Raw genomic sequence first — 12056 nt, 5'->3', positions numbered from 1 at the left:
CGTGCCGCGTGCCGGAGTGGCGTCCCCCGGAGGCGGAGGTCAGGACTTCGGGTGCTTGTCGTCCAGGGTGTCGGCGTCGAGCACGTAGGCGGCCGACTCGGTCGAGTCGGTCTCGGGGTCGGCGGCGAGCTTCGCCTTGCGCTGCTGCTGGAAGAAGTGGAACAGCGTCGGCACCAGCGCGAGCACGACCGCGCCGATCAGGATCACGTCGATGTAGTGCGAGACGAAGTCGGCGACCGGCGGGATGAAGGCGAGCAGCCATCCGATCAGGGTGACCCCGCTGCCCCAGATCAGGGCGCCGATGAGGTTGTAGAGGCTGTACTTGCGGTAGTTCATGTGGGCCACGCCGGCCGCGATCGGCGCGAAGGTGCGGACGATCGGCACGAAGCGCGCGAGGATCACGGCGAGGCCGCCGAAGCGCTCGAAGAACGCGTTGGTCCGCTTCACGTTCTCGATGCTGAAGAAGCCGGACTCCTTGCGCTCGAAGATGCGCGGGCCGGCCTTGTGCCCGATCAGGTAGCCGACCTCGCCGCCGACGAAGGCCGAGAACCCGACGGCCAGGCAGATGAGCCAGATCGGGACGCCGAGGCCGCCGTTCGACGCGTTCTCGTGCGCCAGCAGGCCCGTGATGATCAGCAGCGTGTCGCCCGGGAAGAGGAAGCCGATCAGCAGTCCGGTCTCGGCGAACACGATGAGGCAGACCACGAGCACGCCCCAGGGGCCGAACGAGGTCAGGATCGTCTCCGGATCGAGCCAGGGGACGAGGGCGGCGTGGTTCAACGGATCTCCAGTCGACGGGGGCCGGTGGCCGGTCGGCGGTCACGCGAGCGCGCTCAGCGTACCGGCCGATCCCGTGCGGAAGGAGGGACTCGAACCCTCACGCCTCTCGGCACAGGAACCTAAATCCTGCGTGTCTGCCATTCCACCACTCCCGCGTGCGGGCTCCAGTGTAGGAGGAGGGCTCCGCGCCTCAGCCGCGGAAAGCCGCTCGGGGGAGGTACCGCGGGATCCAGCGGGCGAGCGCCCCCGCTCCGCCCAGACCGAGCACCCCCATCACGACGGCGGCGAAGGGGAGGGAGACGAGGGCGGTGAGCGCCGACACGACGATCGGGGCGGCGGCGTTGCCCGCGTCGCCGGTGAAGCGGAACGCGCCGAGGAACGGGGCCGGATCGGCGGGAGGCGCGAGATCGGCGCCGATGGTCATCAGGATGCCGGAGCCGATGCCGTTCGCGGCCGCGAGCACGCAGGCCACGGCGACGAACCAGGGCACCGGATCGAGGGCGAGCACCGAGGCGGCGAGGGCGAGGTGGCCGAGCCCGAGGCCGATCATCGAGGGGATCGCGGTGGCGCCCCGGCCGAAGCGGTCCATCAGCTGGCCGCCGGCGTAGAAGAGGGCGAAGTCGAGCGCGCCGGCGATGCCGATGATGATCGCGGTGTCGGTCTCGGCGAGCCCGATGCTCACCGCCCAGAGGGGGAGGATCAGCGTCCGGCTCGCCCGCAGCGCCCCGATCACGGCGGCGCCGGTCCCCATCCGAGCGAGGACCCCGCGGTGCTCGCGCAGCGTCCCGAGCAGCGACTGCGGCGACTCCGGGACGGTCGCCGACGCCTCCGCGGCGACCACGTCCTCCGGAGCGGCGCGGTCGGCCGCGGCCTGCGCCCGCCGCAGCACCGTCGCGGGGTCGGGCACGAGCAGCAGGACCACGACCGCCGCCACGCAGCAGACGATGTGCACCCAGAAGACGGACTCGACGGAGCCGGTGAGGTGCACCACCCCGGCCGCCAGGAACGGGCCGATCAGCCAGCCGGCGCGGAACGCCCCGGCGAGGGCGCTGAGCGCGCGGGCGCGGTGCGTGATCGGGACGAACGACGTCATGAACGCGTGCCGCGCCAGCGCGAAGACCGCGGTCGCGAGGCCGATCACGAAGACGCCGATCGTCAGCCCGACCCATGACGTCGAGAGCAGGCACACCACGAGCCCGAGGATCGACGCGGCCGAGGCTCCGAGCATCGCGCCGCGCTCGCCGATCCGCGAGACGATCCAGCCGCTGGGGATGTCGCCCGCCAGCTCGCCGATCATGATCATCCCCGCCACGAGGCCCGCCAGGGCCAGCGTCGCGCCGAGGTCGCCGGCCGCGGCCGGCAGGAGGGGGATGATCGCCCCCTCGCCGATGGAGAAGAGGAGGGTGGGGAGGAAGGTCGACAGCAGCAGCGGCCCGACGGGGAAGGGGCGCGGAGCGGTGCTGGTCACCGTCCCCAGGGTACGCCCGGGCCGGAGGGCGGCCCCCGGCCCCCGGTAGTCTGGACGCACCATGCTGGACAACGACTTCACCGAGCAGATCACTGCTCTCCGCTCCACCTTCGCCGACATCCGCGCCGTCATCGACGTGGACGGTCTCCGCTCGAAGATCGCCGAGCTCAGCGAGCAGGCCGGCGCCCCCGACCTGTGGGACGACACGGCCAACGCGCAGAAGGTGACCAGCGCCCTCAGCCACCGCCAGTCCGAGCTCGCGCGGATCACCGCGATCGACCGGCGCCTGGACGACCTCGAGGTGCTCGTCGAGATGGCGAACGAGGCCGAGGACGCCGAGTCCGAGCAGGAGGCGATCGCCGAGCTCTCCTCCCTCCAGAAGGTCATGGGCGAGCTCGAGGTGCAGACCCTGCTCGACGGCGAGTACGACGACCGCCCCGCCGTGGTCACCATCCGCGCGGGAGCGGGCGGCGTCGACGCCTCCGACTTCGCCGAGATGCTCATGCGCATGTACCTCCGCTGGGCCGAGAAGCACAAGTACGCGGCGACCGTCATGGACGCCAGCTACGCGGAGGAGGCGGGCATCAAGTCGGCCACCTTCCAGATCGACGCCCCCTACGCCTTCGGCACGCTCTCGGTCGAGGCCGGAACCCACCGCCTCGTGCGGATGAGCCCCTTCGGCGCCGCGGGCAAGCGCCAGACCTCCTTCGCCGCGGTCGAGGTCATCCCGCTGATGGAGGAGGCCGGGGCGATCGAGATCCCGGACAACGACATCCGCGTGGACGTCTTCCGCTCCTCCGGCCCCGGCGGCCAGTCGGTGAACACCACCGACTCCGCGGTGCGCCTCACCCACCTGCCCACCGGCACCGTCGTGTCGATGCAGAACGAGAAGAGCCAGATCCAGAACCGCGCCGCGGCGATGCGCGTGCTCCAGTCGCGGCTCCTGCTGCTGCAGAAGGAGCAGGAGGCGGCCACCAAGAAGGAGCTCGCCGGCACCATCACCGCGAGCTGGGGCGACCAGATGCGCAGCTACGTCCTCGCTCCGTACCAGATGGTGAAGGACCTGCGCACCGACCACGAGGTCGGCAACCCCTCGCACGTGTTCGACGGCGATCTGGACGGCTTCATCGCCGCCGGGATCCGCTGGCGGAAGTCCTCCTAGCGCGGCTCGGGCGCGTCCCCACCGACGCGCCGCGCGCCCCCTCGGCGGACTCTTCGGGATCGTCGCTTACCCTCGTACCGACATGATTCGCTTCGACAACGTCTCCAAGCAGTATCGGGGCGGCACGAGACCCGCCCTCAACGCCATCGATCTCGAGATCCTCCGGGGCGAGTTCGTCTTCCTCGTCGGCGCCTCCGGCTCCGGCAAGTCGAGCTGCCTCCGCCTGATCCTCAAGGAGGAACGCCCCTCCTCCGGGTCGATCCACGTGCTCGGGCAGAACCTCGGCAAGATCTCGAGCCGCAAGGTCCCGTACTTCCGCCGCAACATGGGCGTGGTGTTCCAGGACTTCCGGCTGCTGCCGAACAAGTCCGTCTTCGACAACGTCGCGTTCAGTCTTCAGGTGATCGGCAAGTCGAAGGGCTACATCCAGGAGGCCGTACCGGACACGCTCAAGATGGTGGGCCTCGCGGGCAAGGCGTCGCGCCTGCCCCACGAGCTCTCCGGCGGCGAGCAGCAGCGCGTGGCGATCGCCCGCGCCGTCGTCAACAAGCCGGCCGTCCTGCTGGCCGACGAGCCCACGGGCAACCTCGACCCGACCACGAGCGCCGGCATCATGGCGCTGCTCGAGCGGATCAACGCGGGCGGCACGACCGTGATCATGGCGACCCACGAGGCCGGCATCGTCGACCAGATGAAGCGCCGCGTCATCGAGCTCTCGGCCGGCAGCATCGTCCGCGACGAGAGCCAGGGCGGCTACGGCCAGACCGAGAGCATCACCGTCGTCCACGACGGCGTCGTGGTCGTGGCGGCCGACGACCACGCGGTCGCCGAGCAGCCCGCGCCCCCGGCGATCATCGACAGCGAGCTCGCGCCCGCCGAGGTCCCCGAGATCGACCTGCGCCAGGAGGCTCCGGCCCCGCCGATCGAGCCGGCCCGCCTCTCGCAGACCGCCGCCCAGCCCCGCGTCCCCGAGGGCCGCCGCTCCGCCGCCGTCGAGCCGGAGCGCGAGCCGGAGCCGGCCGCCGAGCCCGCCGCCGCCCCGCGCGTCGTCGAGCTGCAGAGCCAGACCGGTCCGATCTTCCTCCCCGCCGACACCGGCGCCCTGCCCGAGGAGTCGCTCGCCGCGCGCCTCGGCCTCCGCGCCCACGCGGGCGAGGGCGACGAGACCGGCGACGACCAGCAGAACGTAGGACCCGTCAAGTGAGATTCGCACTGATCTGGTCGGAGGTCGCCAGCGGCCTCCGGCGCAACGTCTCCATGGTCCTCTCGGTGATCCTGGTGACCTTCATCTCCCTCACCTTCGTCGGCACGGCGATCCTGCTCCAGATGCAGATCGGCCAGATGAAGAACTTCTGGTACGACAAGGCGCAGGTCGCGGTGTACATGTGCACCGCCACCTCCGGCGGCTCGAACTGCAGCGGCTCCGACGCCACCGCCGAGCAGATCGACGCGGTGCAGGGCCAGCTCGAGGGCGCCACGCTCGCGCCGTACATCGACCGCTCCTACTTCGAGGACCACGACCAGGCCTACGCGAACTTCCAGGAGCAGTTCGCGGGCAACCCGGTCGCCGAGTACGTCACTCCCGACCTGCTCAACCAGACCTTCTGGATCAACCTGAAGGACCCGACCCAGTCGGACGTCATCGTGGAGAGCCTGTCGAGCGTCTCGGGAGTCGAGAGCGTCACCGACCAGCGGCAGTACCTCGACCAGATCTTCTCGATGCTCAACGCGGCGAGCTACACGGCGATCGGCATCGCCGTCCTGATGCTCGTCGCGGCCGTGCTGCTCATCGCCACCACGATCCGCCTCTCGGCGTTCTCGCGGAGACGGGAGCTGGGCATCATGCGGCTCGTGGGGGCCTCGAACAGGTTCATCCAGACCCCGTTCATCCTCGAGGGGGTCTTCGCCGCGCTGGTCGGCTCGATCCTCGCGGGAGTCGCGGTGGTCGCCATCGTGCAGGTCTTCGTGCAGGGGTTCCTGGCGTACCGGATCCCGCTGACCTCCTTCGTGGGACTCGACGACGCTCTGATCGTCGTGCCGATCCTGATCGTGGTCGGCATCGTCCTGGCCGCCGTCTCGGCGAACGTCGCGATCGCGCGGTACCTGCGGGTCTGATCCCGGAGCGGACGTATACTGGTGGGCTGTCCCGTTCGGGGCGGCCCACCGGTGCATCGCCCCGACGATGCCCGCCCCCTTCATCCGCTCGCGACCCGAGGAGCAGCCGTGCCCAGAGAACAGGGACAGAAGGTCGTCGCGACCAACCGCAAGGCGCGCCACGACTACCTCATCGAGGACACCTACGAGGCGGGCCTCGTGCTCACCGGCACCGAGGTGAAGTCCCTCCGGGCCGGCCGAGCCTCGCTGGTCGACGGCTACGCGTTCGTCGACGGGGGAGAGGCGTGGCTCGACGCCGTCCACATCAACGAGTGGGCCCAGGGCACCTGGACGAACCACCCGCCGCGCCGCAAGCGCAAGCTGCTGCTGCACAAGGCGCAGATCCTCAAGATCCACAACAAGGTGAAGGAGGGCGGGTACACGCTGATCCCGCTCTCGCTGTACTTCAGCGACGGCAAGGCCAAGGTCGAGCTGGCCGTGGCCAAGGGCAAGAAGGACTACGACAAGCGCCAGGTCCTCCGAGAGCGCCAGGACCGCCGCGAGGCGGACCGTGCGATGTCGACCCGCCGCCGCCTCGGCGAGTAGGCCCCGGCGGGCACTGTCCGACGGGTGCCGCGCAAGCCTCTTCTTCGCGCCCGGTGCTTTGGGAGACTGGGGCGCGTGACCTCCCCCGAGAACAGCGCCCCCGCCGCCCTGAGCGCCGCCGACGAGAAGACGCGGTGGCGCGCCTTCGCGGTGAGCGTCGGAGTCGCGGCCATCACGATCCTCGACCTCTCGAAGGTCAACGTCGGCTTGCCGTCGATCGAGCGCTCGCTCGGAGCGGACGCGAGCCAGCTGCAGCTGATCGTCGCGGGCTACGCGCTCGCCTTCGGACTGGCGCTCGTGCCGGCCGGTCGGCTGGGCGACATCCGCTCGCGCCGCCTGCTGTTCCTCATCGGGCTGACCGCGTTCACGGTGACGAGCCTGCTCTGCGCGCTCGCGCCGTCGATCGAGCTGCTCGTCGTCGCGCGCTTCCTGCAGGGCGTCGCCGCGGGCATCCAGATGCCCCAGGTCCTCGGGCTGGTGCAGCAGATGTTCACCGGCGCCGAGCGGGCCCGGGCCTTCGGGGTCTTCGGCGCGACCATCGGCCTGTCGACCGCCTTCGGCCCGACCCTCGGCGGCCTCCTGATCGCGATCGGCGGCGAGCAGGACGGCTGGCGCCTGCTGTTCTGGATGAACATCCCGCTGGGCGTCGCCGCGCTGGTCTTCGCCTGGAAGCTCATCCCGAAGAAGCGCTCGCGGCCCGAGGGAGACCGGTCCCTCGACCCGGTCGGCCTGCTCCTGCTGGCGGTCGCGATCTTCGCGTTCATGCTGCCGTTCCTGCTGACCACGGGCTCCTCCTCGGACTCGCCCTACCGCTGGTTCTGGCTGGTCCTCGCCGCGGCCGCCGCCGCCGTCTTCGTGCGCTGGGAGGCGCACTACGCCGCGTCGGGGCGGACGCCCGTCATCGACTTCCGCATCTTCCGGACCAGCTCCTACCGCAACGGCATCCTGATCGCGACCTCCTACTTCGCCGCGATCCCGGCGACCTTCCTCCTCACCACGCTCTTCCTCCAGCAGGGGCTCGGCCTCGAGCCGGTGTTCGCCGGCATGGTGAGCATCCCGTTCGCGCTGACCTCGGCGGTGACAGCCTGGTACGGCGGCAAGCTCGTGCAGCGCTACGGCCGCGCACTGGTGGTGCTCGGCATCGTGCTCGTGGTCATCGGCTTCACGCTCGTGCTGCTCGCCGCCGAGCTCCTCCCGGCCGAGACCGCGGCCTACGGCATGGGTGCCGCGATGCTCGTCGCCGGGGCCGGCGGCGGCTTCGTCGTGTCGCCGAACCAGACGCTCACCCTCGCCGAGATCCCGCCGGCGCAGGGCGGCGTGGCGGGCTCCGTGGGCCAGCTCGGCCAGCGCGTGGGCACCGCGGTCGGCACCGCCTGCGCCTCCGCCGTCTTCTTCGCGACGCTGGCGAGCGAGCAGGGGATGGCGGAGGGGCTGGACCGCTACCACGACGCCTTCCGCAACGGCTACTTCGTCACCCTCGGGCTGATCGCGCTCGCGCTCGTGCTGGGTCTGCTCGATCTGCGCCGCCGCCGGGTGACCGCCCGCGGAGCTGAGGTAGACTAGGACTCGTAACTCCACAGTGTGCGACGAACGACCCACTCCAGCGGCCTCCTGGCCGTCGAGTGCTCGCGGGGATGATCGGTTTCGACATTGCCTGCGAAACTGCGAGAAGCGGGTCGAGGATCCAGGGTCATCTCGTCAACGATCCCTGGAAAACACAGGTGCCGAACAGAAGCGCACCGACTTCGCTCTCGCTGCCTAAGCCAGAGTAGATAGTCCGTCAGCCCGTGGGTGCGTCCTCGCCCCGGATCCTGGCGTCATCTAGAGGACTTGCTGCGTCGTTACGCCTGAGGGCGACGCGGGACTTGCACTCGGGCTGGGCCCGTCGACCGATGCGCCGATGGTAACGGTCGGGGCCGAGCAGAACGCTCTCATCGGCTACACCCGTAGAAGGCGCAGAATCACAGCGATGGACGGGGGTTCGATTCCCCCCATCTCCACCACCGGTCGTCGTCGCACACTGGGAGCTCCGCTCCGCCGCCCTCACGACGGTCGCACGTCGAGCTGTCTGATCCGCCCGTAGAGGGTGAGCATCGCCAGCCGGTCGTCGTCGTCGTGCGCCGGGCCGGCGAGAGCCTGCGGCGGGGCCCAGTCCCGGTAGAGCACGCCCGGCGCCAGCACGGCGACGGCGGTGCCGGCCGGGTAGTGGGCGCTGCGGTCCACCGGCAGCTCGGCGAACGCGTCGGGCAGGAGCCGGTGCAGCACCTCCAGCAGAGGACGGAGGCGTACTGCTCGCGCCTCGTGCACGGAGAGGGTCACGGCGTTCATCGCGGCGAGCGCGGCCACCAGGTGCTCGGCGGCGTCGTCGTCGTCGCACCGCTCGGTGACCAGCATCGAGACCACACCGCGCGGCTTCAGCCAGCCGAGCGTGGCGGCCTCGGCGTCGCCGTCCACCGAGACGACGCGGTCGGAGGCGTGGGCGTAGTCGTGCAGGAGCCGCGACCAGACGTCGCCCGGGCCGGGCCCGTCGACCTGCGCGACCGCCTCCGCGGCGGCGAGCAGGGAGCTCTGCCGGTGGAGCCTCGGGAACAGGCTGTCCGCCGGTCCCCAGTGCTGCTCGGCCGTGCGCGAGCGCTCGGCGGGTTCCTGATCGTGCCGGTCCTGCATGTCGACTCCTGAGCCGCCGGTCTCCGCGCCCCCTCGCGCCTGCCGGTCGTCCCTTCACCCTGCGCTCCGCCGGAGCGCGTGTCAATGAGCCGAACGGGGGTCGATCGGAGCCGTGGTCAGCGAGCGGAGCCGAAGAGGCTGCCGGTGGTGGAGTCGTCGGCCGGATCGAGGACCGCGCAGACGATCGTGCGGTCCCCGTGGCGCCAGCCGACCTCGGAGGGGACGAGCGAGCGGTACTCGAGGGCGGAGTCGCCGTAGGCGATCCCCATCACGGCGCCGAACTCCGGCTCGCAGCCCGCCTCGGCCTGGGCGAGCAGCGTGTTGCGGCTGGTGTAGCGGTCTCCGGGCTGCGCGAACGTGTGGAAGACCTCCAGTTCGTGCTCCTCGGCGCACGGGACGACGTCCACGTCGGCGATGCGGTCGTCGCCCGGGTCGGCCAGGCAGTCGCCGCGCCGCAGCGAGAACACGTCGGTGACGCCGGCGGTCGCCACCGTGCCGCCCTCGCCACGCACGGCCTCCGGGCCGTCCGGCCCGACGACGGAGGAGCAGCCCGAGAGGAGCAGGAGGAGCGCCGCCGAGGCGAGCGCGGCCGTCCGGCTCCTCATCGCGGCGCCACGATCGCGAGCACCTCGTCGTGCAGCAGGCCGTTGGTGGCGACGGCGCTGCCGTGCCACGGCCCGTCCTCCCCGTCGGCGGAGGTGAAGCGGCCGCCCGCCTCCTGCACGATCGGCACCAGGGCCGCCAGGTCGTAGGGCTTCACGTCGAACTCGCCCGCACCGTCGAGGAGGCCCTCGGCGACGAGCATGTAGGGCCACGCGTCCCCGTACGCCCGGTCGCGCCAGACGGCGCCGGCGAGCTCGAGCAGCTGCGGGAGACGGCCCGCGCCCTCCCACTGCTGGATGCTGTTGTAGCTGAAGGTCGCCGAGGCGAGCGTGTCGATCCCCGAGACGCGCAGCGGTCGCGGCTCGGCCCCGGCCTCCAGCTCGACGGCCCAGGCGCCGGAGCCCTCGGCCGCCCACCAGCGCGTGCCGAGAGCGGGAGCGGAGACGACTCCGACGACGGGGACGCCGTCGACCGCGAGCGCGATCAGGGTCGCCCAGATCGGGACGCCGCGGAGGAAGTGGGCGGTGCCGTCGATCGGGTCGAGGATCCACTGCCGCGAGGCCTCGCCCGAGGTGCCGAACTCCTCGCCGAGGATCGCGTCGTCCGGACGCTCGGCGGCGAGCAGCGCGCGGATCGCCTCCTCGACGGCGCGGTCGGCGTCGGTGACCGGGGTGCGGTCGAGCTTCGTGTCCACGACGAGGTCGAGCGCGCCGAACCGCTCCCGCGAGATCGCATCGGCCGCGACCGCCAGGCGGAGGGCGAGTCGGAGGTCGTCGTCGAAGCTCTGGTCACTGCTCTGCGGGGTCACGCGACCACGATACCGGTGGGTCCCGCGGAGCCTCCGATCGCTGCCGCGGGCTTTCCGTCGCACTCGATTTGACGAGACGGGGGGAGACGCTGGTAATGTGATCCCTCGGTTCGGCACGCACGATCAGCCGGCCGGAACGCACCTCTAGCTCAATCGGCAGAGCAACTGACTCTTAATCAGTGGGTTCTCGGTTCAAGTCCGAGGGGGTGCACCACCAGCCCCGCACCTCCTCGTGAGGTGCGGGGCTTCGTCGTTCCCGGACCGAGTCCGTTCCCGACCTCCTCGGAGCGCCCGCGGGGGGAGCGCCGGCCCGTGCTCACTCGCTGGAGGGTGCGGCGGTCGACGGGTCGAGCAGCGGCAGGACTCCGCGGAAGCCGACGCTCGTGGAGCCGATCCCGACGTCGAGCGCGTCGGAGGCCTGGCCCTGGTCGTCTGCGGCGGCGGTCAGGCTCAGGGTGATGCCCGTCCGCGTGAAGGCCCGGGCGACGGTGCTCCAGGCGAGGTCGACGTCTCCGTCCGCCGACGCCAACAGGCGCCTGAGCATCCGCACGGTGTCCGGCGCAGAATGCGGACCGACCCCCGTTCGCGTGGCAGGATCTCCGTTCGCTTCCGTTTCCCCTCCAGAAAGGACCGATGTGCCCGAAGACGTCCTCCCCGTGATCGGCTCGATCGCGCTCGCCGTGGTGATCGCGGTCGTGATCGCCGTGGTCGCGACCGCCGTCGTCGCCCTCGTGCTGCGCTCGGTCGGCAAGCGCAAGACCTGGGCGCGCCTGCTGATCCGGCGTCTGCGCATCCCGTTCCGCGTGCTGCTCATGACCATCGCGGTCTGGGCCGCGCTCGCCGCCACCGTGACGGGCGACCCCTGGCCGGGTCTCGTGCAGCGGGTGTTCCAGATCGCCACGATCGGCGCGGCGGCGTGGGTGATCGGATCCCTGTTCGTATTCCTCGAGGACCTGGGCGCCGAGCGCTACCGGACCGACACGGCCGACAACCGCCGGGCACGCCGCCTCCGCACGCAGATGACGATCATCCGGAGGGTCGCCGTGGCGGCCGTCGTGGTCATCGCGATCGGCGCCTCGCTGCTGACCTTCCCCGAGGCCCGCACGGCCGGTGCGAGCCTCCTGGCCTCGGCCGGCGTGCTCTCGATCGTGGCGGGCCTGGCCGCGCAGTCGAGCCTCACGAACATCTTCGCCGGGATGCAGCTCGCCTTCAGCGACGCCATCCGCCTGGACGACGTGGTGATCGTCGAGACCGAGTGGGGGCGGATCGAGGAGATCACGCTGACCTACGTCGTCGTCCACCTCTGGGACGACCGCCGCCTGGTGCTGCCCACGAACTACTTCACGACCCAGCCGTTCCAGAACTGGACCCGCACCGGGTCCGAGCTGCTCGGCGCCGTCGAGCTCGACCTGGACTGGCGGGTCAGCCCCGAGCAGATGCGCGAGGAGCTGCACCGCATGCTCGAGGAGACCGACCTCTGGGACCGGCGCACCAGCGTGCTGCAGGTGACCGACGCGACGGGCGGCTTCGTCCGGATCCGGGTGCTCGTCACCGCGAAGGACGCGCCGACGCTCTTCGACCTGCGCTGCTACGTGCGCGAGCGGCTCGTCTCGTGGCTGCACGAGAACGACCCCGTCGCCCTCCCGCGTCAGCGCGTCGAGATGGAGCGGGAGCCCGCTCCCGCCGCAACCCCGCGCCGGCACGGGTCCTCCGCCCCGGACAACCTGTTCTCGGGCGACGAGCGCTCGAACGAGCGGGGGGCGATGTTCACGGGTCTCATCGACCTGCGGGACACCCCGAAGCGGGACACCCCGAAGCGGGAGCTGCCGCCGCGGGAGTGACTCCTGCGAGGACGCCGCTCGCACGGC

Annotated in this window: 12 protein-coding genes, 2 tRNA genes and 1 other RNA gene; 8 read left to right on the top strand and 7 right to left on the bottom strand. The window is 71.3% G+C overall.

Features of this window, described 5'->3' with window-relative positions; translation table 11 throughout:
• Positions 1-39: 39 nt before the first annotated feature.
• The 3 genes from C5B92_RS08015 to C5B92_RS08005 form a co-directional block, all read right to left on the bottom strand.
• Entirely contained in the window at positions 40-780 is a 741-nt protein-coding gene (locus tag C5B92_RS08015; protein ID WP_104238166.1) for a DedA family protein, read from the bottom strand.
• A gap of 74 nt (positions 781-854) precedes the next feature.
• Positions 855-935 (bottom strand) — tRNA-Leu (locus C5B92_RS08010).
• A 35-nt stretch (positions 936-970) separates the two neighbouring features.
• Positions 971-2248 (bottom strand): MFS transporter, encoded by a 1278-nt coding sequence (locus tag C5B92_RS08005; RefSeq protein ID WP_258061312.1) that lies wholly within the window; start codon positions 2246-2248, stop codon positions 971-973.
• Between the two features lie 61 nt (positions 2249-2309).
• On the opposite strand from C5B92_RS08005, the gene prfB reads away from it, so the two are divergent.
• From prfB to ssrA, 6 genes are all read left to right on the top strand, one after another.
• Complete coding sequence (gene prfB / locus C5B92_RS08000; RefSeq protein WP_104226967.1) at positions 2310-3410, top strand: peptide chain release factor 2; 1101 nt, start codon at positions 2310-2312, stop codon at positions 3408-3410.
• Positions 3411-3492: 82 nt separating this feature from the next.
• Positions 3493-4614: a cell division ATP-binding protein FtsE gene (gene ftsE / locus C5B92_RS07995; protein WP_104274571.1), complete on the top strand. Its 1122-nt coding sequence runs from the start codon at positions 3493-3495 to the stop codon at positions 4612-4614.
• The gene (gene ftsX / locus C5B92_RS07990) at positions 4611-5525 is read left to right on the top strand and encodes a permease-like cell division protein FtsX (protein WP_104350259.1); all 915 of its coding nucleotides are present in this window, start codon (positions 4611-4613) and stop codon (positions 5523-5525) included. The genes ftsE and ftsX overlap by 4 nt, the downstream gene beginning before the upstream one ends.
• 108 nt (positions 5526-5633) lie before the next feature.
• The gene (gene smpB, locus C5B92_RS07985) at positions 5634-6110 is read left to right on the top strand and encodes an SsrA-binding protein SmpB (protein ID WP_104223558.1); all 477 of its coding nucleotides are present in this window, start codon (positions 5634-5636) and stop codon (positions 6108-6110) included.
• Positions 6111-6185: 75 nt separating this feature from the next.
• Positions 6186-7673, top strand: coding sequence for an MFS transporter (locus C5B92_RS07980; protein WP_104350258.1), 1488 nt, complete (start codon positions 6186-6188; stop codon positions 7671-7673).
• Between the two features lie 67 nt (positions 7674-7740).
• Positions 7741-8113: a transfer-messenger RNA gene (ssrA, locus tag C5B92_RS07975) on the top strand.
• A gap of 40 nt (positions 8114-8153) precedes the next feature.
• Here ssrA and C5B92_RS07970 read toward each other — a convergent pair.
• The 3 genes from C5B92_RS07970 to C5B92_RS07960 all read right to left on the bottom strand — a co-directional run bounded on the left by C5B92_RS07970 (position 8154) and on the right by C5B92_RS07960 (position 10188).
• Complete coding sequence (locus C5B92_RS07970) at positions 8154-8777, bottom strand: hypothetical protein (protein WP_104350257.1); 624 nt, start codon at positions 8775-8777, stop codon at positions 8154-8156.
• 116 nt (positions 8778-8893) lie between these two features.
• The gene (locus C5B92_RS07965; protein ID WP_104274582.1) at positions 8894-9382 is read right to left on the bottom strand and encodes a septum formation family protein; all 489 of its coding nucleotides are present in this window, start codon (positions 9380-9382) and stop codon (positions 8894-8896) included.
• Positions 9379-10188 (bottom strand): inositol monophosphatase family protein, encoded by an 810-nt coding sequence (locus C5B92_RS07960; protein ID WP_104274581.1) that lies wholly within the window; start codon positions 10186-10188, stop codon positions 9379-9381. The genes C5B92_RS07965 and C5B92_RS07960 overlap by 4 nt, the downstream gene beginning before the upstream one ends.
• Positions 10189-10326: 138 nt before the next feature.
• Between C5B92_RS07960 and C5B92_RS07955 the strand changes: the two genes are divergently transcribed.
• Positions 10327-10402: transfer RNA gene (locus C5B92_RS07955), tRNA-Lys, on the top strand.
• Between the two features lie 102 nt (positions 10403-10504).
• Here the strand turns inward: C5B92_RS07955 and C5B92_RS17280 are convergent.
• On the bottom strand, positions 10505-10732 hold the full coding sequence (locus tag C5B92_RS17280) for a hypothetical protein (RefSeq protein ID WP_181028778.1): 228 nt from the start codon (positions 10730-10732) through the stop codon (positions 10505-10507).
• A 91-nt stretch (positions 10733-10823) separates the two neighbouring features.
• On the opposite strand from C5B92_RS17280, the gene C5B92_RS07945 reads away from it, so the two are divergent.
• The gene (locus C5B92_RS07945; protein WP_258061311.1) at positions 10824-12029 is read left to right on the top strand and encodes a mechanosensitive ion channel family protein; all 1206 of its coding nucleotides are present in this window, start codon (positions 10824-10826) and stop codon (positions 12027-12029) included.
• Positions 12030-12056: the final 27 nt, after the last annotated feature.

The organism is Rathayibacter sp. AY1A4 (genome assembly GCF_002930955.1).
Taxonomy (GTDB): Bacteria; Actinomycetota; Actinomycetes; order Actinomycetales; family Microbacteriaceae; genus Rathayibacter.
The sequence above is the reverse complement of the archived record's forward strand: the minus strand, read 5'-3'. Positions and strand labels throughout refer to the sequence as shown.